Annotated in this window: 24 protein-coding genes; 14 read left to right on the top strand and 10 right to left on the bottom strand. The window is 51.8% G+C overall.

The genetic code is table 11. The features are described 5' to 3' along the window. Positions 1-37 precede the first annotated feature (37 nt). Both L2Y54_RS05260 and glnE read right to left on the bottom strand, forming a co-directional pair. Positions 38-499: a hypothetical protein gene (locus L2Y54_RS05260; RefSeq protein ID WP_236500722.1), complete on the bottom strand. Its 462-nt coding sequence runs from the start codon at positions 497-499 to the stop codon at positions 38-40. A gap of 154 nt (positions 500-653) precedes the next feature. Beyond that, positions 654-3,386, bottom strand: coding sequence for a bifunctional [glutamate--ammonia ligase]-adenylyl-L-tyrosine phosphorylase/[glutamate--ammonia-ligase] adenylyltransferase (glnE, locus tag L2Y54_RS05255; RefSeq protein ID WP_236500719.1), 2,733 nt, complete (start codon positions 3,384-3,386; stop codon positions 654-656). A 179-nt stretch (positions 3,387-3,565) separates the two neighbouring features. Here glnE and L2Y54_RS05250 point away from each other — a divergent pair, with 179 nt between their 5' ends. Then, positions 3,566-4,117 carry a methylglyoxal synthase gene (locus tag L2Y54_RS05250; protein ID WP_236500700.1) on the top strand — a complete coding sequence of 184 codons (552 nt, stop codon included), beginning with the start codon at positions 3,566-3,568 and terminating at the stop codon, positions 4,115-4,117. 4 nt (positions 4,118-4,121) lie between these two features. Here the strand turns inward: L2Y54_RS05250 and L2Y54_RS05245 are convergent, their stop codons facing one another. The 3 genes from L2Y54_RS05245 to L2Y54_RS21680 all read right to left on the bottom strand — a co-directional run bounded on the left by L2Y54_RS05245 (position 4,122) and on the right by L2Y54_RS21680 (position 7,205). Then, positions 4,122-5,744: an ATP-binding protein gene (locus L2Y54_RS05245; RefSeq protein WP_236500699.1), complete on the bottom strand. Its 1,623-nt coding sequence runs from the start codon at positions 5,742-5,744 to the stop codon at positions 4,122-4,124. Further along, positions 5,741-6,880 carry an FIST signal transduction protein gene (locus L2Y54_RS05240; protein WP_236500698.1) on the bottom strand — a complete coding sequence of 380 codons (1,140 nt, stop codon included), beginning with the start codon at positions 6,878-6,880 and terminating at the stop codon, positions 5,741-5,743. The genes L2Y54_RS05245 and L2Y54_RS05240 overlap by 4 nt, the downstream gene beginning before the upstream one ends. 199 nt (positions 6,881-7,079) lie before the next feature. After that, a complete protein-coding gene (locus L2Y54_RS21680) occupies positions 7,080-7,205 on the bottom strand; it encodes a hypothetical protein (protein WP_255697874.1) in 126 nt (41 codons plus the stop codon). 236 nt (positions 7,206-7,441) lie between these two features. On the opposite strand from L2Y54_RS21680, the gene hslV reads away from it, so the two are divergent. The 4 genes from hslV to pyrC are packed head-to-tail and all read left to right on the top strand — an operon-like array spanning position 7,442 to position 10,749. Then, positions 7,442-7,975, top strand: coding sequence for an ATP-dependent protease subunit HslV (gene hslV, locus L2Y54_RS05235; RefSeq protein ID WP_236500692.1), 534 nt, complete (start codon positions 7,442-7,444; stop codon positions 7,973-7,975). Next, the gene (hslU, locus tag L2Y54_RS05230; protein ID WP_236500690.1) at positions 7,975-9,342 is read left to right on the top strand and encodes an ATP-dependent protease ATPase subunit HslU; all 1,368 of its coding nucleotides are present in this window, start codon (positions 7,975-7,977) and stop codon (positions 9,340-9,342) included. The genes hslV and hslU overlap by 1 nt, the downstream gene beginning before the upstream one ends. Positions 9,343-9,354: 12 nt before the next feature. Continuing rightward, complete coding sequence (locus L2Y54_RS05225) at positions 9,355-9,720, top strand: gamma-butyrobetaine hydroxylase family protein (RefSeq protein WP_236500687.1); 366 nt, start codon at positions 9,355-9,357, stop codon at positions 9,718-9,720. A gap of 57 nt (positions 9,721-9,777) precedes the next feature. Beyond that, positions 9,778-10,749, top strand: a complete 972-nt coding sequence (gene pyrC / locus L2Y54_RS05220) for a dihydroorotase (RefSeq protein ID WP_349768784.1) — start codon at positions 9,778-9,780, stop codon at positions 10,747-10,749. A 3-nt stretch (positions 10,750-10,752) separates the two neighbouring features. Here the strand turns inward: pyrC and L2Y54_RS05215 are convergent, their stop codons facing one another. Then, positions 10,753-11,421: a glutathione S-transferase family protein gene (locus L2Y54_RS05215; protein WP_236500685.1), complete on the bottom strand. Its 669-nt coding sequence runs from the start codon at positions 11,419-11,421 to the stop codon at positions 10,753-10,755. A gap of 95 nt (positions 11,422-11,516) precedes the next feature. On the opposite strand from L2Y54_RS05215, the gene hisI reads away from it, so the two are divergent. After that, positions 11,517-11,903, top strand: coding sequence for a phosphoribosyl-AMP cyclohydrolase (hisI, locus tag L2Y54_RS05210; RefSeq protein WP_236500684.1), 387 nt, complete (start codon positions 11,517-11,519; stop codon positions 11,901-11,903). Further along, a complete protein-coding gene (locus tag L2Y54_RS05205) occupies positions 11,903-12,637 on the top strand; it encodes a sulfite exporter TauE/SafE family protein (protein ID WP_236500658.1) in 735 nt (244 codons plus the stop codon). The genes hisI and L2Y54_RS05205 overlap by 1 nt, the downstream gene beginning before the upstream one ends. A 3-nt stretch (positions 12,638-12,640) precedes the next feature. Here the strand turns inward: L2Y54_RS05205 and L2Y54_RS05200 are convergent, their stop codons facing one another. Then, positions 12,641-13,294 carry a DNA-binding transcriptional response regulator gene (locus L2Y54_RS05200; protein WP_236500657.1) on the bottom strand — a complete coding sequence of 218 codons (654 nt, stop codon included), beginning with the start codon at positions 13,292-13,294 and terminating at the stop codon, positions 12,641-12,643. A 165-nt stretch (positions 13,295-13,459) separates the two neighbouring features. On the opposite strand from L2Y54_RS05200, the gene L2Y54_RS05195 reads away from it, so the two are divergent. The 6 genes from L2Y54_RS05195 to L2Y54_RS05170 all read left to right on the top strand — a co-directional run bounded on the left by L2Y54_RS05195 (position 13,460) and on the right by L2Y54_RS05170 (position 18,517). Further along, positions 13,460-14,491, top strand: coding sequence for a bifunctional nicotinamide-nucleotide adenylyltransferase/Nudix hydroxylase (locus tag L2Y54_RS05195; RefSeq protein ID WP_236500650.1), 1,032 nt, complete (start codon positions 13,460-13,462; stop codon positions 14,489-14,491). A 150-nt stretch (positions 14,492-14,641) separates the two neighbouring features. After that, positions 14,642-16,024, top strand: a complete 1,383-nt coding sequence (locus L2Y54_RS05190) for a nicotinate phosphoribosyltransferase (protein ID WP_236500647.1) — start codon at positions 14,642-14,644, stop codon at positions 16,022-16,024. 71 nt (positions 16,025-16,095) lie between these two features. Then, a complete protein-coding gene (locus L2Y54_RS05185) occupies positions 16,096-16,986 on the top strand; it encodes an AAA family ATPase (RefSeq protein ID WP_236500645.1) in 891 nt (296 codons plus the stop codon). Further along, positions 16,983-17,453 carry a type II toxin-antitoxin system VapC family toxin gene (locus L2Y54_RS05180; RefSeq protein WP_236500626.1) on the top strand — a complete coding sequence of 157 codons (471 nt, stop codon included), beginning with the start codon at positions 16,983-16,985 and terminating at the stop codon, positions 17,451-17,453. Before L2Y54_RS05185 ends, L2Y54_RS05180 begins: the two co-directional genes overlap by 4 nt. Continuing rightward, positions 17,450-17,704 (top strand): membrane protein insertion efficiency factor YidD, encoded by a 255-nt coding sequence (gene yidD / locus L2Y54_RS05175; RefSeq protein WP_236500623.1) that lies wholly within the window; start codon positions 17,450-17,452, stop codon positions 17,702-17,704. The genes L2Y54_RS05180 and yidD overlap by 4 nt, the downstream gene beginning before the upstream one ends. Positions 17,705-17,806: 102 nt before the next feature. After that, positions 17,807-18,517 carry a hypothetical protein gene (locus L2Y54_RS05170; protein ID WP_236500613.1) on the top strand — a complete coding sequence of 237 codons (711 nt, stop codon included), beginning with the start codon at positions 17,807-17,809 and terminating at the stop codon, positions 18,515-18,517. Between the two features lie 2 nt (positions 18,518-18,519). On the opposite strand, the gene L2Y54_RS05165 is transcribed toward L2Y54_RS05170, so the two are convergent. From L2Y54_RS05165 to L2Y54_RS05155, 3 genes are all read right to left on the bottom strand, one after another. Then, complete coding sequence (locus L2Y54_RS05165; protein WP_236500610.1) at positions 18,520-19,176, bottom strand: thiopurine S-methyltransferase; 657 nt, start codon at positions 19,174-19,176, stop codon at positions 18,520-18,522. Next, positions 19,109-19,429, bottom strand: a complete 321-nt coding sequence (locus tag L2Y54_RS05160; protein WP_236500602.1) for a helix-turn-helix domain-containing protein — start codon at positions 19,427-19,429, stop codon at positions 19,109-19,111. Before L2Y54_RS05160 ends, L2Y54_RS05165 begins: the two co-directional genes overlap by 68 nt. A 112-nt stretch (positions 19,430-19,541) precedes the next feature. Next, complete coding sequence (locus tag L2Y54_RS05155; RefSeq protein WP_236500600.1) at positions 19,542-20,726, bottom strand: ChaN family lipoprotein; 1,185 nt, start codon at positions 20,724-20,726, stop codon at positions 19,542-19,544. On the opposite strand from L2Y54_RS05155, the gene L2Y54_RS05150 reads away from it, so the two are divergent. Continuing rightward, positions 20,709-22,700 (top strand): M1 family metallopeptidase, encoded by a 1,992-nt coding sequence (locus L2Y54_RS05150; RefSeq protein WP_236500590.1) that lies wholly within the window; start codon positions 20,709-20,711, stop codon positions 22,698-22,700. The genes L2Y54_RS05155 and L2Y54_RS05150 overlap by 18 nt on opposite strands. Positions 22,701-22,746: the final 46 nt, after the last annotated feature.

Raw genomic sequence — 22,746 nt, 5'->3', positions numbered from 1 at the left:
TTGCACAAGTAACACTTCTAAATATTTATTGTTTTTATTAAACGCCATTAAATGAATCTATTTGTTTTTGTGTTAGTATCACTTCACCTTTTCCCACATGAGAGGTATCAGGAGGAATGGGATTTACAAGAAACTCAATCTTACCCACATCTCCAGCAGAAAGTTTTTGGTCATTATTAGTATCCACAACCCCTGTCAGTGTTGGTCTACCGCTTAGACCATAGAAAGCATTAGGAGGATAAACAATATCGCCTAAACGAGTTAAATCCTCTTGGCTAAGATTTAATTCTTTTGATGGACATGGCGTTGGATTACTGGTGTTATTATTTCCAATTTGAGACAATAATTTTTGCAATAGTGGCAACAATTGACTGAACATATTCTGAAGCGTATTAAATTGGGTAGACTTAGTATTATTGCTTCGGCATGGCTGGCAATTATTATTACGATTGCTACTATTATTAACGGCAGGTTTGAATTGATAAGACTGATTAATCATGGCTTTTCTCCAAAAATTATAACATCACGAAAATTAGCATTATTTTTCTTAAAAAGTATGACGAAACCGACAGGCGGCTATCTTTTCATGATATTCAGTAAAATTGTCATTCAAACGCAGCATCAGTGACACCTACCAACAGTAGTACAGCCGATTAAGCCTCCACCAACCCCACCCAAGCCGCCCGCACCGCATCCCGCTCGTGCACAAACTGCCTCGCCTCCACCACCGCGTCCTGCTCCTGCAACGCCAATTCGTGGATACGATCACGCAACGTCCGGTAAGCATCCGCCAGCATCCCTGCCGTATCCGCAGGCAAAATCCCCGCCCCCTGCAACGACTCCAATTGCCGGATATTGTCGCTCCAGCGCACCAATTCCGGGTGTTCGTGCGCGTGCGCCAGAATCAGAAACTGCACAATGAATTCAATATCCGTCACCCCACCGGGGTCTTTTTTCAGGTTAAACACATTGGCATCCTTACTCGCCATGCTTTCCCACATTTTCTGGCGCATCGCAATCACCTGCTTGCGCAACTCCGCCCTATCACGCGGCTGACACAAAATCTCATGACGTACTTGCTCAAACTGCGACCGCAAACGCTCCGTTCCCGTAATCACCCGCGCCCGTAACAACGCCTGATGTTCCCACACCCACGCCTTTTCCTGCTGGTAAGTGCGAAACGCATTCAAACTGCTGACCAGCAAACCCGAAGCCCCACTGGGGCGCAAGCGCGTATCGGTTTCGTACAAGCGTCCCGCTGGGGTAAACGTCGTCAGCGTGTGAATAATTTTTTGCGCAAACCGCGCATAAAACACGGCATTTTCCAACACTTTGGCGGGTTGGCTTCGACTACGCTCAGCCAACGGTGGGAGCCGCTCCCTGAGCGTAGTCGAAGGGAGTTGATCATAGGGAACAGTTTGCTGCGCCGTGCCGTGGCTGTCGTGCAGAAAAATAATATCGAGATCAGACCCGTAACCAAGTTCCAAGCCGCCAAGTTTGCCGTAAGCAATAATCGCAAAACCGGCTTGCTGCATTTCCCCCGTCTCATCCTTGTAACACGGCACGCCCGTTTGTGCCGTCATCGTCGCCCACACGTGCCGCTGGGTTTCTTCCAGCACCGCCTCGGCAATCCAGGTCAACTGATCCGACACCTTCATCAGCGGCAATACGCCGGTAATATCCGCCGCTGCCACCCGCAACACTTGCGCTTGCTTGAATTGGCGCAAGCGTTCCATCACCTGTTCGGTATCACCCTGATCAATACGCTCCAATTCCAGCCGCAATGCCGCGCCCAATTGCTCACGATCCAGCGGCGTATACAACTGGCGCGAATCCAGCAGTTGATCCAGCAAAATCGGGTGATCGGTCAATTGGCTGGTAATCCACAAACTGTCGCTGACCAAACGCACGAATTGCTCCAACGCATTCGGGTGATCGGCCAGCATGGCAATGTAGCCGGAACGCGGCGCAATCTTTTGCACAATCCGCAAGCAACGTTCCAACGCCTGTTCGGGGTCAGCCAAAGCATTACACGCATCCAACAACGCAGGCAGCAAGCGGTTCAAACGGCTGCGCCCCGTATCGGTCAGCGTGTTATACAAACGGCTGTGCAGCAATGCCTGAATCGCGGGATGCTCCGGCATCGGCTGGCTTTCTTGGGTTTCGAGCGCAAACACGCGCTGGAAAATCTGCGCTACCGCCCGCTGATGACGATTCAATTCCGCCTCAAAACTCACCCAATCCGCAAACCCCATTGAGCTGGCAAGGCAGGCTTGACGTTCTGGCGTGGTCGGCAGCGAATGTGTTTGTTCGTCGTTCCACATTTGCAGACGGTTTTCCGTGCGGCGCAGGAAATGATACGCCGGTTGCAACACCGCAAACTCTTCCGCCGTCAGCAATTGTTGCGCCAATAACGCATCCAACGTCGGCAGCAAACTACGCCCCCGCAATTCGGGAATCCGCCCGCCGCGCATCAATTGAAATACTTGCGCGGTAAATTCGATTTCGCGAATACCGCCTGTGCCGAGTTTCACATCGAGGTATTTGCCACGGCGTTCGGCTTCGCGGTTGATCATGGCTTTCATATCGCGCAATTGCTCAATCGCGCCGTAATCAAGGTAGCGGCGGAATACAAACGGGCGCAAGCGTGCCATCAATTCCGCGCCGTTGGTTTTGTCGCCTGCCATCACCCGCGCTTTGATCAGGGCGTAACGTTCCCATTCGCGCCCGTGGGTTTCGTAGTAATGCTCCATCGCATCGAACGACAAGGCGAGTGCGCCAACTTCACCAAAGGGGCGTAAGCGCATATCGACGCGGTACACAATGCCATCCGCCGTGGTTTGCCCCAGAATGGCGATCATCCGTTGCCCGACGCGGGTGAAAAAGGTTTGGTTATCGAGGTCGCGCCTGCCATCGGTTGCACCTGCTTCGGGAAAGGCGAAAATCATATCAATGTCAGAGGAAAAGTTGAGTTCCTGCCCGCCGAGTTTGCCCATGCCGATAATCACCATCTGCTGGGGTTCACCGCTGCGGCTGCGTGGAATGCCGTGTTTGGCGGTGAGTTCGGCGTAACTCCAACGGTAAGCGGCATCCACCAAACCGTCGGCGAGGTCGGAGGTGGTTTGCAAGGTTTCGGCGAGTTCCGCCATGCCCATCAGGTCGCGGTAAGCAATGCGTAGCATTTCACGGTTGCGGATCAGCCGTACCGTGCGCAATACGCTATCGTAATCGGGTTGCGCGAGGACTTCGGCAACAATGTTTGCCACCAATGCGCCCTCGGTGTAGGGCTGGCTGGATTCCGCATAGGCTTGCCATTCGGGGTGGCGGGCAAGCTGGTGTTGCAGGTAAGGGCTATTCGTCCAGATGGCATCATTGATCAGTGGCATTGTTGTTCTCACATGGCTACGTACTGCCCCATTATACGCCCCATCATAGTGCGCGGGGAATGACCGACCTGAATGCCTGCTATATGGATTGCATCACCCCGTGATAGTGCTGTATGATTAATCAGTCATTAGAAAAATTAATCATACAGCAGCGTTTCAGTAGCGGGGGCTTGAGGAACATGCATAGACATAAAATCGCATTGGTTGCACACGACAATCTAAAACCGGCACTTATTCAGTGGTCGAAAGCCAATTACCCTATCCTAGCCGAATGTGCATTATTTGCTACCGGCACAACCGGGCGTTTGATAACAGAGCAAACGGGCTTGGAGGTAACGTGTTTACTCAGCGGACCACTCGGTGGTGATCAACAAATCGGGGCACGTATCTCGGAAGGCTTGATTGATATTTTAATTTTCTTTTGGGATCCGATGACGCCAGTGCCACACGACGCCGATGTCAAAGCCTTGCTGCGCATTGCCACCCTCTTGAATATTCCGATGGCAAATAATCAAAGCACCGCAGATTGTGTGCTGGCGATGTTGCGCCTGAGCAAAATCGACACACAGCCTTGGATTGTTAACTTCAATGCGCCACCACCGCTTAATTACACGGGGAAAGCCAAGCAATTCCCCAATCGAAGCAGTTCGTTACCGCTGGCAGCACGTAACAAATACCAGATTCCTCCGATTATGTCGATCAATGCAGCACCGCAACCCAACGTTTACTAAAGGTCTAGCGAGCAGTTGCCCGCTCCAATGCCGCTAATAACACGGGTAGCTCAACCGGTTTGCTGAGAAAATCATCCATACCAGCTTGCAGGCAACGGGTTCGATCACTCGCCAGCACATTAGCGGTCAGCGCAATAATCGGCGTGTGTGTGCCAGTAATTTGCTCATTGGTGCGAATCAGCAGCGTGGCTTCCACGCCATCCATGACCGGCATTTGCATATCCATCAGGATCACATCCGGGCGCTGGTGTTGCCAACTTTCCAGTGCCTCACGCCCATTTTCGACGACCGTCACCTGATGCCCGACTTTATTGAGCAGCAAGCGGGTAAACATGCCATTGATTTCATTGTCTTCTGCCAACAGAATTGTCAGTGGGCGTTGTACCATGCCCAAGGCATCGGTAACGGGAGTCGCTGGCGTTGGTGTGACTTGCGTTGGCAGCAACAAGGTAAAGTAAAAGGTGCTACCTTGTGCAAGCTGGCTTTCAACCTGCAATTCTCCACCCATCATTGCCACCAATTGCGCAGAAATGGTCAGCCCTAAACCTGTCCCACCATAACGCCGTGAAATTCGGCTATCCGCTTGCTGGAATGGCTGGAAAATAAGCTTTAGCTGTTCTGCCGCAATCCCAATGCCCGTATCACGCACACTAAACCTTACCCGTGCATAGCCCACTGGGGCGTGTGGCAGAGCGCTGATATTGATCGCAATGTCGCCATTACGGTTGGTAAATTTTAACGCATTACCGACCAGATTAATGAGCACCTGCCGTAAACGCCCCGCATCACCTTCTACTGTTTCCGGCACATCCGCGCCAATGCACCACTGAAAGGCAATGCCCTTGTCACGTGCTGCAACTGCCAATGGCGCTAATGCCGTTTCCAATAAAGCGTACACATTAAATGGCGCACTGTTTACATGAGTTGCTCCGGACTCAATCCGCGAAAAATCCAGAATCTCATTGATAATGTCCAGCAACGCACCAGAAGATGTCCGAATCAACTCCACGTATTCACGTTGTGCAGGCGCAAGTTCGCTGTACCCCAGCAAATCGGTCAGCCCCATCACACTGTTCATCGGGGTACGGATTTCATGGCTAATCATTGCCAGAAATTCGTTTTTCGCCTGATTCGCCCGTTCGGCTTCCTGACGCGCCGCTTCCAAATTGGCATGTTGCACACACGCCAAACACGCGGTTTCCAAACGCATTAATACCGGGGTCAGTGCCTGTAAATGCGCTGTCGACAACGGCGGATCACGGCGCAACATCAACACGCCCGTTTGCCCGATAGGTAACAGGTGGCAATAACTGCCGTCGGTTTCGACAATATCCAAAGGTTGCGTCAACACCCAAGCGTTATCCGCAATCGCTTGAATCACCGCCGCGAGGTTCGCGGACTTATCCACCAATGGTATTTTCAGTTTGGGGTAACTGTAACAAGGCTCAATGCCGGGAATTGTGTCAAATGGCTCACAGCGGCGTAACCACAAATAACCGCTGCGGCAATTCAGCAATTTCAAGGCAGGTGGGAGAAACTGGTGCAACATCGTACGCAAATCCAAGCTTTGCCCCACGAGTAACGCCAAGGCGTATTGCACCGATAACAGTTCTAATGTCGTACTCATGCGTCAGCAACAATCCCCAGTACCGTGGTTTTATTAAAAAACTCCAGACAAGCATTGCCTGCATCAGCAATTTCACCCAGCGACAAGACGCCCAACAGCGGCAATCCTGTGGGTAACTGAGCGTGGATAGTGTCGAGTTCTTCCTGAAAACGGTTGTCGAGAAACAAGGCGCGGCTCACACAATCAAACAGCAACGCCATGCACGGTGCGGACTGGGCGCGTAACGCCGTTAAGGTGCAATCACGAGCCGCCAGCAATAAATGTTCCGCATCGCCTTTGAGGATGTACAGCATGTGATGCGCAGGCACTTCACCAATGCACGTAATCGCATTATCGCGGCAAAATAACGGGTCACGCACCACCACATCGTCGGTCAAACGCACCAACCCAAACGGATAAGCCTTGCTCAATTCAAAGAACGGCGTATCCGCAAACGAACGCCCGCTATCCGCTTCCACCACGCGGCGATAAATCTCAAACGCGGGTTGATAGTCCAACGATAATACGGTGTTATGCTGTGAGCCGGTCACGAAAAAAGGCCCAGCAAAGCTATGCCAGCCGTGTTCAATGCCGATTCCGACGGGAAGATCCAACGCGGTCAGTTGAGCGCAATCACCGACTAAACCTTGATTGCTGAATAAACACGCTTGCTGCTGAAAACTGAGGGAACCCGCGCCGCCGCCGATATACGTGCATTCATCGCCGAATTCACCGTAGAGGCTTTCCAGTAAAGCTGAAATCCGCGTGCTCAACCCATCAACCAACACCACTAACGTTTGCGGCGGGTTAACAGTAGCGGCTAAGGCGGCAAGGTCGGAACGGTAATCCGCGCTAGGGTCTGACAGCTTAGCGACGTATTCCACCGTCACCGCAAACGGCAGACCACACACCACATAACCCTGTTCCAAGCGACGCGAACCGACCACGATTTGCGGGAAAATGCCACCGAATACCGGCACGGGCAAAGCTTGCAAACCAGCATCCACCAATGCCGGAGTCAAGCCATTGCGCTCACACGCCAGCAATAACAGACTCTGCGCACCTGCTGCAATTGCGGCTTGCGCATGACGGAATAAATTTTCGCTCTCACATGCCTCATCCACTAACAGGATAATCGCAGTCTCTTTTTGCTGCATTCAATCAAAATCCCATATAAAGGGTCGCACATCGTTGTACATTCTCATGACTAAGCATAGCTTAATCAATCATAAAGCAATACGTCGATGCACAAGAATGGGGATGCAGTGAGCAGACAAAACACTGCCCGCATCAAGCGGGCAGGTTTAATAATCAGATGGTGGTTGATCTTTTAAAAATCTAAATCATACAAAGGGCTTACAACAGCTTTTCAATTTCACGGGGCAAATTTTCACGCCGCGCACCCTGCTGCAAGCAACGGGTCGTATAGCAAGCTGCGAGTACGATGACTGCAAGAATGATTAAACCAATAATACTCATCATGCACCTCCTTAAGGCCCAAAGAGTAAAAAATCATTGTGGTATCAAAACAACAATGTAGCAATAATAACTAATTGAAGTTTAAGGGGAAAATACCGCAAATCAGCCTGCATGGTACATGCTTTTCGCCCGTTTCTTAAACAATATTTTTTTATCACAACGCGGGTTCGCCCTAGCCCTTGAAATTTACCTCAAACACCCACACGCTATAGCCTACACAAAAGCATCTGGAGCGCATTTTGGAACAATACCGAGGAACCACCATCCTAAGCGTGCGTCGCGACGGCAAAGTCGTTGTCGGCGGCGATGGTCAAGTCACGCTGGGCAATACGGTGATGAAAGGCAATGCCCGCAAGGTACGCCGCTTGTACAACGATAAGGTCATTGCAGGCTTTGCCGGTGGAACAGCCGATGCCTTCACCCTGTTTGAACGCTTTGAAAGCAAGCTGCAAGCGCACAATGGCAACCTCACCCGTGCCGCTGTGGAACTCGCCAAAGACTGGCGTACCGACCGCATGTTACGCAAATTAGAAGCACTGTTGATCGTGGCAGACGCGACTGCTTCCCTGCTGATCACCGGTAACGGCGACGTGATCGAGCAAGAAAATGATTTAATCGCCATCGGTTCCGGCGGTGCATTTGCGCAATCCGCCGCCCGCGCTTTGCTGGAAAACACTCAGCTTTCCGCCCGCGAAATCGTCGAAAAAGGGCTGCACATTGCCGCCGACATTTGCATTTACAGCAACCACAACCTGACCATTGAGGAACTTTAATGAGCGTCGGCACGATGACCCCCCGCGAAATTGTCCAAGAACTCGACAAACACGTTATTGGTCAGGACAAGGCCAAGCGTTCCGTCGCCATTGCACTGCGTAACCGCTGGCGCAGGCAGCAGCTTGATGATGCGCTGCGCCCCGAAGTGACCCCGAAAAACATCCTGATGATTGGCCCCACGGGTGTCGGTAAAACCGAAATTGCCCGCCGTTTAGCCAAACTCGCGAATGCGCCCTTCATCAAGGTCGAAGCCACCAAATTCACCGAAGTCGGTTACGTGGGCAAGGAAGTCGATTCCATCATCCGCGACCTTGCTGACATGGCGATGAAAATGATGCGCGAGCAAGAAGTTGCCAAGGTCAACTACCGCGCTCAGGAAGCCGCCGAAGAACGCATTCTCGACATTCTCTTACCTGCGCCGCGCAAAGAAACACCGGTTAACGAATGGCTATCCAGCGGTGATGACGAACCTGCCAAACCCGTGCGTGAAGATTCCGTCACTCGCCAGAAATTCCGCAAAAAATTGCGAGAAGGCGAACTCAACGACAAAGAAATCGAACTGGATGTGGCAGTCGGTGGCGCAAGCGTGGAAATCATGACTCCACCGGGTATGGAAGAAATGGCAAGCCAGTTGCAAAGCATGTTCCAAAACATCGGCAGCAACAAAAAGCGCAAGCGCAAAATGAAGATCAAAGACGCGCTCAAAGTATTGACCGAAGAAGAAGCCCACAAAATGGTCAATGAGGAAGAGCTAAAGCAACGTGCGTTGTTTGCGGTTGAACAAACCGGCATCGTGTTCCTCGACGAAATCGACAAAGTGGCACGTAGCGGGCAGACCAGCGGCGCGGATGTTTCCCGCGAAGGCGTACAACGCGATTTGCTGCCATTGATCGAAGGTTGCACCGTTAACACCAAATACGGCATGGTGAAAACCGACCATATTTTGTTCATTGCCTCCGGCGCATTCCACGTGGCTAAACCCTCCGACTTAATACCGGAATTACAGGGTCGGCTACCAATTCGTGTAGAAATGGATGCCTTGAGCGCGAATGACTTTGAACGCATCCTCACCGAACCGAATGCATCCCTGACCGAACAGTACGAAGGGCTGCTGGCAACCGAAGGCGTAAAGCTGACCTTTGCCCCCGATGCGATTCGGCGGATTGCGGAAATTGCCTTTGAAGTCAACGAACGCACCGAAAACATCGGCGCACGCCGCCTGCACACGGTGGTCGAGCGTTTGCTGGAAAATGTGCTGTTTGAAGCGCCCGATTGCGACGACCAAATGACGGTAGACGCGGCTTACGTTAACCAGATTTTGGGCGAATTGGTCAAAGACGAAGACCTTAGCCGTTATATTTTGTAAAGAGAACCGAACATGACACCACTGGATATTACCTTAAACCAGAAAACCCGCGAACTGTTGATTACGTGGCCGGGCGATGAAGTCCACGCACTCAGTTGCGAATACTTGCGCGTGAATTCACCCTCCGCCGAAGTACGCGGGCATGGGCCTGGGCAGGAAAAACTGCAAATCGGCAAGGAAAACGTGAATATCAAGGGCATTGAGCAGGTGGGTCACTACGCCATCCAGTTAGTCTTTGATGACAACCACGACAGCGGGATTTACGACTGGAACTTGCTGTATGAGCTGGGCAAGAACATGGAACAGAACTGGGCTGAGTATCTGGCGAAGCTGGATGCTGCGGGGTATACGCGCAAATTGCCGGGACAGGTGATTTAATTGCAATTGACTATGACACGCCCCGATGACTGGCATGTACACCTGCGTGATGGCGACATGTTGGCGACAGTGCTACCGGATACTGCCCAGCGTTTTGCCCGCGCTATTGTCATGCCCAACCTAAAACCGCCCGTGCGCACGGTGGCAGAAGCAAGTGCTTACCGCGAGCGTATTTTGGCTGCCTTGCCTGCTGAGATGCGCTTTGAGCCACTGATGACCTTGTACCTGACCGACAAGACGTCGCCGGAAGACATCCGTCAGGCTAAGTCTAGCGGCTTCATCCACGCGGTGAAGTATTACCCAGCGGGGGCAACCACCAATTCCGATTCCGGTGTCACCGATATTCATCGGGTAGCAGCGGTTCTGGAAACCATGCAGGAAGTCGGTTTACCGCTGCTCGTACACGGTGAAGTCACCGATACCGACATTGACATTTTCGACCGTGAAGCGGTTTTCATCGAGCGCATTCTCGTGCCGTTGTTGGAACGTCTGCCGCGCCTGCGGGTGGTGCTGGAACACATTACCACGGCGCAAGCAGCAGCGTTTGTGACGGCAGCAGCGGCTAATGTTGCCGCTACCATTACGGTTCATCACCTGCTGTATAATCGCAATGCCATGTTCCAAGGTGGTATCCGCCCTCATGCGTATTGCCTGCCAGTACTCAAGCGTGAAAGCCACCGTCTGGCACTGGTGGCAGCCGCTACCAGTGGCAATCCGAAGTTTTTCCTTGGGACGGACAGCGCCCCGCATCTGCGTCATGACAAGGAATCGTCTTGCGGCTGTGCGGGTATTTACAGCGCACACGCGGCACTTGAGCTATATGCGGAGGTGTTTGAACAAGCCGGAGCGCTGGATAAACTGGAGGCGTTCGCCAGCTTCCACGGCCCCGACTTTTATGGACTACCCCGTAATCAGGAGCAAGTGACGCTGGTGAAGCAGCCGTGGACTGTTCCCGCAGCACTCAAGGCTGGCGACCATGCACTCATTCCCCTGCGAGCAGGTGAAACAGTCGGCTGGCATTTGGCGTAACGGCTAGGCATCCATCATGCTGCGACAAGCTGCGTACCAGCGCCCAAACGTAGGGTTGCTGGTGGCAGCGGCTTCCAAAATCCCCATCCCTTGCGCGGAACGCAACACCCCAAACACGTTGGTATCCACCAAGCCCGGTTGTTCACCCGCGTAAAAGTCTTTGCCAGCCAAACCCTTATCGACCCAATGCGCTAACGCCACTTCAAACTCGGCAGCAGGATTTTGAATGTTGTGTTTCAGCTTCATTTTATTGGCAACACGCGGCATCACCATTGCACCGACCAGCCGCACCAAGAAACGTTTAACCGCACCATCCTTACTTCCGGTCATGACTAGCCCCAGATTGTGGAACGATTTACCGATATTAGGATGAATCAACGGCGGCAGGTAATGCACCAGCGTGTTATCCACCCACGCTTGCCATTCATCATCCTGTGGAGTGAGCAGCAAATCCGCGTATTTGTCGTTCAGGTAACGCACAATCGCGCTGGATTCGACTAGGATTTCGGCATCATCTTTCAGCACAGGGACTTTTTTGTGGTCGGTGAAATCCAGCTCTTTCATCCCGAACGGAGTAACTTCCACTACGTTGTAAGGGATTTTGGTGTAGTTGAGGAAGGCTTTTACTTTCCAGCAAAATGGGCAGGAATTGAATTGGTACAGGGTTATCATAAGTGGTTTGTTTCATCTCAATCAGGAATGGGTCACATCCTACAACAGGCTGGTATACTCGCACCACTAACCGACTGCTGATACAGGAATTCCCCATGACCTTGACTGAAACCCTCGATACCCTCAAATACAACAGCGACGGACTGATTCCCGCGATTGCCCAGCAATTCGACACGCACGAAGTGCTAATGATGGCGTGGATGAACCGTGCCAGCATCGAGGAAACACTGGAAACCGGGCGCGTTTGCTATTGGTCACGGTCGCGCAACCGTTTTTGGCGCAAGGGTGAATCATCGGGGCAAATGCAGGTGCTGAAGGAGTTCCGTATCGACTGTGATGCTGACACAATTTTACTGCTGGTCGATCAAACTGGCCCGGCGTGCCATACCGGACGGCGTTCGTGCTTTTACAATAAAGTGGAAGGCGATCAGGTGATTATTGATCGTGAGGTGTTGATCGACCCTAAAACGCTGTACGCCTGATGGACGTTTGGCAGTATGCCGCTGCGACGGCGATTGTGGTGCTGGCGTATTTTATTCGCGGCATTGCGGGGTTTGGGTCGGGGTTGATTGCGGTGCCGTTGCTGGCGCTGTTTTTGCCGCTGACCTTCGTTGTGCCGCTGATTTTGCTGCTGGATTTCACCGCGTCGTTGGTGATGGGCGGGCTGGATTTGCAACGGGTGCAATGGCGTGAAGTGGGCATGTTGATTCCGTTTAGCCTGATCGGGGTGATTGTGGGGACGCAATTGCTGGTGAATTTACCGCTTACGCCGATGTTGCTGATCTTGGCGGCGTTTATTGCCGTGTTTGCGGTACGCAGTTTGCTGAATTTGAAGGGTGAAAAGCCGGTATCGGCTTGGTGGGCAATTCCGGCTTCGTTCACCGGTGGCACGGTCGGCGGGCTGTTTGGCACAGGTGGGCCACCGTATGTGATTTATTTGAATCACCGCATTCAGGATAAAACGCTGTTGCGGGCAACATTTTCGGCGCTGTTTTTTATCGAAGGAGCGGTGCGGATTGCGACGTTTTTTATTGCCGGATTGTTGATGGCGCAAACGGTGTGGTGGAATGCGTTGTTTGCCTTGCCCCTGATGTTGGGAGCGTTGTGGTTAGGCGGTCATGTGCACACGGGGTTAACGCAAGCGCACATGACGCGCCTGATTGGGGTGTTGTTGTTGCTGGCGAGTGTGTCGCTGACGCTCAAGGCGTTGAGTTAATGGCTACAAGCACTTGCGCCCCATAATGTCCAAAATCAGGTGCAACAACTCATCAGGTCGATTAGTGATACCAAACGCACCGGCAGGCACACCGTCTTGCGCATTGAAATTACCCACATAGAAAATCGCGGGCAAAGCGGGGTAATGATCGTGCAAGGTTTGCAAGGTGGCGATGCCATTCGACTGCCCTTCGGGGCGGGCAATATCCGACACCAACAGTTCGCAACTGGTCTGTTTCAAATGCCCCAAGGCTTCACCCGCCGAAGTGACGGTAATAACGTCCAACCCCAAATATTGCAACAGGCGGATTTCATTCACTAACGTATCGGGGCGATCATCCAACCATAGCACGCGGCAACCGCTTAACATCTCACCATTGCCTTGCAGCCGCCGTAACACCTGCGCCTTATCTGCTGCACTCACCTCGATATGCCAATGCGGATTTCGCGCCGCCACCGTGAGTACATCATCGAATGCGCGTTCGACCTGTGACAGATCTGCCAATCCATTCTGCTGTTGTTTGGCATAAGTACTGAGCAATAATTGCCGTGAATAGAGATCGTATGCCAACAAAAACGCGCTGAATGCCCCTATCACCCATAAATACGCTGGTATAACCTTAATGATTTCCAGCCAAAAGTCCTGATGTTCCAACATGCCTAGCCCCTGAGAAATGTTTTTGCCCTTTATGTTGAAAATTCTAACACTTAAGCGGTAGCAAGTGGCAGATATTTGGCATTGACGCAACGAACTAATCAGCGTTTAATCATAAATAGCTTGGATAGACCAAGCTCAACCATTCTCAGTAAGGAGCTTACTGACATGTTCAAACCTGATTTTGATTTTCTGGTCTTCATTGGTCGTTTCCAGCCGTTTCATGCGGGACATCAAGCCGTGGTGGAAACCGCGTTGCAACGTGCCGAGCGCGTGATTGTGCTGGTCGGTTCGAGTTGCCAACCGCGTACCTTGCGCAATCCCTGGACATTTGCCGAGCGTGAAGCCTTTATCCGTGCTACGTTTCCTGAAGCGGGCGAACGCTTGATTCTTGCGCCATTGCTGGATGACACCTACAACGAGCAAGGCTGGATTACCCGCGTGCAACAAACCGTGCATGGCATTACTTGCCGTTTCCCACCAAAAGTCGGTAGTGCCGCGCCGCGCATTGGCTTGATTGGACACAGCAAAGACCACAGTTCCTACTACCTGTCGATGTTCCCGCAATGGCAATCGGTCGCGGTGGAAAACGTGCGCGGGGTGTCATCCACACCGTTGCGTGAACAGTATTTCCAACGGGGTGCTGCGAATGGCGAGATGCCGCCAGCGGTGCAAACCTGGCTGGAAACCTTCCGCGAATCTGAGACCTTTCAGCACATTGCCAGCGAGTGGGAATTCGTTAACCAGTACCGCAAAGGTTGGGAAGCCGCGCCCTACGCACCAACGTTTGTGACGGTGGATGCGGTGGTGGTGCAAGCCGGACACATCCTGCTGATCGAACGCAAAGCTCGCCCCGGCAAAGGGCAATGGGCATTACCCGGCGGTTTTCTTGACCCGCACGAAAAGCTGCGTGATGCCGTCATCCGTGAATTGCGTGAAGAAACCCGCATCAAAGTACCAGCGCCCGTGTTGGCGGGTTCGATTGTGAAAGAGCAAGTGTTTGATGACCCCTACCGTTCGGCACGTGGGCGCACCATTACTCATGCGTTTCTGATTGAACTTAAAGCGGATGCGCACGGTTTGCCGAAAGTGAAAGGTGGCGATGATGCGCAGCACGCTTTCTGGGTTCCGTTGGGCGACCTTGATCCTGAACGGCTGTTTGAAGACCATTTTCAGATCATCAAGACGATGATTGGGTGAAGAACCCCTCACCCCCTAGCCCCCTCTCCCAGAGGTAGAGGGGGAACAAAACCCTTTCTTTAGCCCCTCTACCTCTGGGAGAGGGGTTGGGGTGAGGGTAAACGGTGGCAGATAGACTGCCACTCATACCACTACACAGGAGGATTTCCTATGTTCACTAACTTGATTCTCAACACTGACAGCTACAAAGCCAGCCACTTTTTGCAATACCCTACGGGGACGCAAGTGGTGTCATCCTACATCGAATCACGCGGCGGGCAGTTTCCGCAAACGCTGTTTTTTGGCTTGCAGGCGTTCATCAAGGAATACCTGCTCAAGCCTGTCACGACGGCGGATATTGATGAGGCGGAGGCGTTGTTTGCGGCGCATGGTGTGCCGTTTTTCCGCCAAGGCTGGGAACAGATTGTGCAGCAACACGGCGGTTTTTTGCCGATTGAAATCCAAGCGTTACCCGAAGGCATGGTTGTTCCCACCGGCAATGCCTTGGTGCAAATCCGCAATACTGACCTGCAAGCGTTTTGGCTGACTTCGTATCTGGAAACGGCATTGCTGCGGGCAGTGTGGTATCCGACCACCGTTGCCACGTTGTCATGGCAGGTGAAGCAAAGCATTCGCCAAGCACTTGACGCAACTTGCGACAATCCGGCGAATGAATTGCCCTTCAAGCTGCATGATTTTGGCGCACGCGGCGTATCGTCCCACGAATCCGCAGCCCTCGGCGGCATGGCGCACTTGGTCAATTTCATCGGTGGCGATACGGTCGTGGCATTGCTGGCGGCACGTAAATATTACGGCGCGGATATGGCTGGCTTTTCAATCCCAGCGGCAGAACATTCCACCATTACCGCATGGGGACGCGAAGGCGAAGCGGATGCTTACGCCAATATGCTGCAACAATTCGGGCAGGCGGGGAAATTACTCGCGGTCGTATCCGATTCCTACGACATCTACCACGCCGTTTCCGAGATTTGGGGCAAGCAATTGCGGACGCAAGTCGAAAACAGCGGTGCGACCGTGGTGATTCGCCCCGATTCGGGTGTGCCGGAAGACATCGTGCCAGAAGTGCTGGAACGCTTGTATGCGGAATTCGGCGGACGGGTGAACAGCAAGGGTTACAAAGTGTTGAGCGATTGCGTGCGCGTGATTCAGGGCGATGGGGTGGATGTGGATTCCATCGGCGTGATTTTGCAACGCATTCAACAGGCAGGATTTTCTACTGAGAATGTCGCGTTTGGTATGGGCGGCGGGCTATTGCAGAAGGTTAATCGCGATACCTTGCGCTTTGCGATGAAGGCTTCCGCGATGCAAATCAATGGCGCTTGGCGCGATGTGTATAAGCAGCCGATTACGGATTCGGGCAAGCATTCCAAACGTGGGCGGCTCGCGGTGATTAGGGATGCGGGCGTGATCAAAACGATTCGTGAGGATGCGCTGTCGTGGGAAAGTAATTTGCTGCGTCCGGTGTTCCGCAACGGCGAGTTGTTGGTGGACGATAATTTTGATTCCATCAGAGCCAGAAGCAATCAACACTAATCGCCTGATTACCGGCACTGAGCCATTTCTGCTACCATAGCGGAAATGGTTCTACCGATGGAGCAACGACAATGCTGGATTTAACCCACTTACGACTAGACGACCCACGTTGTGTCGGCACAATTGAGCTGGATCTCGATCCGAGTAAGCAAGCATATGTCTTCATCGGCGCAAATGGCGTGGGTAAAACGAGATTACTCAATATACTAGATGTCAATTTTCAGATAGATTTAAAGGAAAAACCACCTGTCGTATTCATTGAGACACAAGATAGAGGGCATTTTGAAGAAGCCACTGTAAAGTCGGATTCGCTACGTAATTGGATCAAAGAAAGCGCTAACTTATCAAGCATTTTCCAAAAAAATAAGAACAATCGCCAGCATTATTTGTTCACTCTATTGAAATGCTTGCATGAAATTGATTCCAAATACGATGCCAATTACTTAGAGCTTGACGACAAAGATAATATTACTTTGAAAGTTAATAACGAAGAGAAAGAACTATCACAACTTAGTACTGGCTTTGTTTCTATATTCAAAATATTAACTAAAATCATCTCAGAATATGGGGCGGCGACTAATGCGCGTGATTTGCAAAATGTGCAAGGCATTGTCCTAATCGACGAAATCGAGAGCCACCTCCATTTGGAATGGCAGGTTAAGATCATTCCAACACTCAAAAAGCTGTTCCCCAACACTACATTCTTCATTGCCACACATTCCCCGCTAGTGTTAAGTCAGCTTGAAGACGGTGAAGCTTATGAGCTACGGCGGGATGCAGATGATGTTGTGCGTACCTATAAAATCAAAAATCCGGGCAATACTGCGATGATTGATTTACTCAAGGTTGCATTCAATATTGACCTTAATCGTCTTGCGTTGGATAGACCAATCACTGAAACTCAACAAAAAGCAAGAATGGCTTTGCTGGAGCGTATGAAAAGTAGAAAGGTCGCACAATGACAAACAAACGTTATTTGCTGGATAGCAACTTCTTGATTTATGCACTGCCATTCAAAAAAATTGACATTACGCCTGAATCAACCGAAAAAGATATAAAATTAGCTGCCTTACAAGAGCAATCTAGTCAAATGCTGGGTGAGCTTATTAGTACCCAAGCTATACTAACTATCACACCAGTTATTCAATACGAGTTATTATGTGACGCTAAAAGTGCTGACGAGCGGCACAAGCTTGAAGAAGATCTAGCTGATTTAGGTTGTACGATGATTCAAGTTAATCAATACATTGCTGAATTAGCAGCAGAAATCTTCCGCACAGAACGCGACAATCACGCTCCCGATAAGAAAAAACACAAATTCGATATTTTGCATTTAGCAACGGCAAAATATGAAAAATTAGAATTAATTACTTGTGATCAGAAACTCTTAAAGCTGAAAAAACGGCATTTACAAGAGGAGAATTCATGAAACACCTCCTAATCGCCATCATCCGCTTCTACCAATTGTTCCTCAGCCCGCTGCTGGGGAGCAGTTGCCGTTTCTACCCCACCTGTTCGCATTACGCAAAAGAAGCGATAGAGCAACACGGCGCACTCAAAGGCAGTTGGCTGGCGATTCGCCGTATCGGGCGTTGCAACCCTTGGCACGAAGGCGGTCTTGACCCCGTTCCCGATGCGTGCGACTGCGGCAAACCACACCGCAAACCGTCTGATCAATAGCACGTTCATCTGCTCACTGTTTACATCCTGTCTGGCTGCTTATACCCTTTGCTCAAGATTGCCTTGCGTAGGCACACAATAAAAAACACAGGACAAAACGCCATGTCAGAATCACAAGCCATTGAAATTCAGGAACTGTTCGATCTGGTCGTCACCGGACACCGTTCTGAAAAGTCAGTCGAAGCCTTGGTACGCGATGTGCTGGATTTGCTGGACGATCACAGCCCTTACCTCGAATTCAAATTATCCGATGCGCTGCTGTTCAACAACGGCATGGTGTCAATTCGTGAAAACATCACCGAAGCCGAAGCACAAGCGCTCAGCGAACAACTCAAAACGCTGGCAATTCACTGCGCAATTCGCCCCACCCTGCAACTCGTCCCCAAAGACGACGAAGTGAGCCAGCCCACCGCCACGTTATATAAGTGCCCTGCCTGCAAACACACCCAAGTGCAAACCAAAGAAATCAATGAAAAATGTGAAGCCTGCGGCGTGATTGGCGATCACTTTCTGCGTACTCAACGCATGAAGGAAGCCGTCGAGATGGAACGCCAAAAATACGACAACGAATTGGCGAAAAGCATTAAAGAAGCGCACCAACGCGCCCAACAAGAAGAATCCGACGCCCTTTACCGCGAAGCTCGCCGTCAATTAGGCACAGACGATTCCAGCAACAGTGACCCCAAACTGAAAATCGCCGCTGTGGTTGCTGCCATCGGTATCGGCATTGCCGTGCTGTATATGTTCAATAAGCCCGCAACCGATACCCCCGACCCGGCAGCAATTGCCACGACTGAAGTAGCACCAAAATAAGCTCAACGCGGCGTCAACACGTACACCTTTTCATCCAGCCGGGTCAGCCCGCGCTGGCGAAAACCGGGTTCATCCGCCAACGCATCCAGCGCATGTAAACGCTCCACCGCGTAGTATTCTTCATAAAAATCGCGCACTTCTGCCTCATGCACCGAAAACGGTGGTCCCTTCATTTCACGCTGATCGTATTCCAGCGTAATCAACAGTATCTGCACCGCAGGCGGTAAAATACTCATCAAATGTTGCGCATAGTGGGTGCGCATATCGGGTGGTAAAGCAATCAGCGAAGCGCGGTCAAACACACCGGCACAATCCGCCAGATCCGCTGCGCTCAGGTGGAAAAAATCGCCCAACAAAATGACCAGCCCGTCACATTCCCAGCACTCAAACGCGCCTTGTTGCGTGACAATTGGCTCCAAACCGTTTTCAGCAAAAAAATCATGTACCGCAATCGGGCTGATCTCCACGCCCGTCACCAACAAATTTTGAGAGCGCAACCACAGCATATCGCGACTTTTACCACACAATGGCACGAAAATGCGGCTATCGGCTGACACCTGCATTCGCCCCCAGAATGCCTGTAAGTGGCTATTAATTTCCGCTTGGTGAAACCCGATTTGCTGGTGTTTCCAACGTTCGTGCCAAAAATCCGCCTGCATCGTTGCTTGCTCCGTTAAGGTGTACTCTGTCCACTCCCTCATCCAAATAAAGACGCAGCAAGTGCAAGGGAGTAGTTTCCAGCGCTTCTGCCAAGCGCGTGATGGTCGACAGTTTGGCATCAGTCAAGTCAGCGCTCAAGAGTCGATACCAAGTTTGCCGAGATATATCGGCACGACGCGCCACTTCCGAGCGGGAAATCCCCAACATCGCCACGCGCTGTTCAAGATAGTTAGCCAGATCTTTACCAGACATAAAATGCCCCTCCAGTTGTTTTCTACTGTAAGCCTTGGAAGTTTGTCGCAACAACGGTATTAAATGTTCATCTGACTTATATCAAAATAGACCTTTCTAATCCTTATAAGCTTTACTGCAACACCACGGTATAAGCCAATAGGTCGTTTGAACCGGCACGTTCCACCGTCATTTTCACTGTTTTGCCCACCTGATATTGCGATAACGCCAATTTCAGATCCGCCATATTTTCAAGTGCCATGCCTTCTAGGGTCGCGAGCCTGTCGCCTTTCTGTAAGCCCGCTTTGCCCGCCGCACTGTTTTTATCCAAGGCGGAAATGCTCAAGCCTTTGCCCTGCGCATCCAGCAATACGCCCAATTTGCCAGTAGATGGCAAGGTGACGGCTTCGGTAATTAAGGGATAATCCACCGCTGCTGCGGTTGCCTTGCTGTCACTGCTGGCGACGGTCGCCAGTTTCAGCGCTGGTAATTGCCGCGCCAAATCGGCTGGAATCCCCGCGCCATCACTGATATGCCCCACCCCGGCGAATACCACCATTTGATGTTCCGGGTGAACCTTCAGGTAACGTGCCACCTTATGCGCCATGGTTTCATCCCAAATCCGCTGCACCAACATAAAGCGCTCGAATTGCTGCGGGTCTTTTGAATGCGCCTCGAAAACTTTGCGCAAACGTGCCTGATAAGCCGCATCTGCCGGGTGGATGGTTGGTGGCAATTGCGCTCGCTCGCCGTTGCTCAGCGCTTCCAATCCCCCTTGCGACACTTTGCGAGTCAACTCGACGGGCGCATTCAACGCCAGCACCGGCAAGCGGTTGGCTTTGGCGTATTCCAAAATCGGGCGTAATTGGCGGTAATCGTAACCCCAGCGCTCGAAATACTCGCTGCGGCGCAAGAATTCCACCTCAGTGAGTTTGCCCGCCAGATAATCATTCAACACCGGCTGGAACGGTTGCTGAAACCATTCCACCCCAATCGCCAGCTTCGGGTTACGCTGATGCAAGCCTTGCAATACCGCCAATTGATGCAGGTGATGGTCATAACGGTCGTGGATTTCACCCACAAATACCACACGGTTTTGTGCCAAGGTTTCCATTAGGGTAGAAAATGGTAGCGGTTTACCCTGCACCACGCCGGTGGGCATATGTTCGCGAATGTGCGCTAATGCCTCATCCAGATTCGCGTGTTCCACCGTGGCGGCGCTACTGCCGATGGGTAACACGCCAATGACTGCTAGGCACGCTGCCAATAATGTGCGCCGCATAAAATCAGGAAATAGTGTATGTCGACTGTGAAACATCTTGTGATCCTATTGCTGTTATGGCTGCCAAGCTTGAGTGCTGCCGCCGCGTTGCCGGTGTTACACCACGATTTGCAGGTAACGCCTGATATTAAAACCGGCGAATTGCAGGTGGAAGATACCCTGCGCATCCCCGCCGCATTGCGGCAAAACGGGCAGTTTAGCTTCACGCTCAACCCGCAGTTCACGCTAGAGGCTGGCAGTGTGCCGCACTCCACACAGGCGGCTGGTGCATATAGTATTCCACTTAAGCAGGAACAAGGGGAAATCACCCTCAAATACCGTGGTAGGCTGGCTTCCACCCCCGATTGTGCTTGGCTGACTCAAGCTTGCATCTTATTGAATAAACGTGGTATTTATTTGGATGCCAACAGCCAATGGTATGCACAAACCGCTGATGCGCTGCACACCTTCACCCTGCAAATTAACTTACCGGATGGCTGGGTCAGCCTGAGCCAAGGCAAACAAACCGCCACTGGCTGGGCAGAAACCCAACCGCAAGACAGCCTGTATTTACTGGCAGGGCGTTTCCATGTGTACCAACAAGCGGGCAAACACGCGAATGCGATGGTGTATTTGCAAGAACCGGATGAAGCCTTGGCAAAGCGCTACCTGCAAGCCACCGAGCAATACTTGAACAAATATTCCGCACTCCTGGGTGATTACCCCTACGCCAAATTTGCCACGGTGGAAAGCTTTTGGGAAACCGGCTGGGGAATGCCTTCGTTCACATTGCTGGGGTCGCGAGTCATTCGTTTGCCGTTTATTTTGCACTCGTCGTTTCCGCACGAAATTTTGCACAACTGGTGGGGCAATAGCGTGTATGTGGATGCCCGCGAGGGCAATTGGTCGGAAGGTTTGACCGCCTACTTAGCCGATCAACGCATTAAACAGCAGATGGGCGAAGGCGCGGAATACCGGCGCACCAGCTTGCAAAAATACGCCACCTTTGTCGGGCAGCAAGACGATTTCCCGCTAATGAGTTTCCGCAGCCGTCACGATGAAGCCACCCAAGCCATCGGCTATGGCAAGTCACTGATGCTGTTTCACATGCTGCGCCAACAGGTCGGGGATCAGGCATTTTTTGACGGGTTAAAGCGTTTTTACCAGCAATACCGCTTTCAAGCCGCTACCTTTGGGCAATTGCTGGATAGCTGGCAAACGGACAAAGCCTTTCGCCAAGCGTGGTTGACGGGTACGGGCGCTCCGCGTTTGCGCATTGCCGAATATGCCGTGACTCCGGCAGATAAAGGCTATCGCTTGCAACTTACTCTCAAGCAACAGGCGCAAGCAGACAAGGTTTACCCGCTGGCATTGCCGCTGCGGATTCGTTTTGCGGAAGGGCAAGCCGAACAGGTCGACACCTTGCAGATGACGCAAGCGAGCCAAACGTTCACGCTATCCTTGCCTGCCAAACCGCTGCAAATCGCGCTTGACCCGGAATTTGATGTGTTTCGCTTGCCGGATGCGGCGGAAATGCCTGCATCCATCGGTGTCATGAGTGGCAAAGGCAACAAGACTTACGTGCTGTCACGCAACACCGATGCGGCAATGCAGGTCGCCTGGGAAAGCTGGTTGGATACCCTAAAAGCGCGTGATCCGCAATTACGGGTGCAGTACGACGACGCGCCCTTGCCGGATACCGGCACGGTGATTTTGCTGGGCGGGGATAATGCCGCGTTGCAAGGCTTGCTGGAACGTGCCAAAGAACCGTTTCGCATGACCGAAGCGGCGTATACCTTGAATAGCGTCAATTACACCTGCGGCTTGCACACCTTGGCGTTGGGGTTGCGGGCGGGTGAGCAGGCGATTGTGTTGTTGGATGCCTCCAGCCCCGACGGTTTGGATAAAATGCTGGCAAAATTACCGCATTACGGCAAATACAGCTATCTGGTGTTCAATAGCGTGAGTGGGGAAAACGTGGCTAAGGGGCAGTGGGAAGTGACGGATTCGCCGTTGGTAATAAATTTTTAGTGGATTTTTCCACTCATCGCCCATAAGCCTACGCAGGTCGATAGCA

The organism is Thiothrix winogradskyi (assembly GCF_021650935.1).
GTDB lineage: Bacteria > Pseudomonadota > Gammaproteobacteria > Thiotrichales > Thiotrichaceae > Thiothrix > Thiothrix winogradskyi.
The sequence above is the reverse complement of the archived record's forward strand: the minus strand, read 5'-3'. Positions and strand labels throughout refer to the sequence as shown.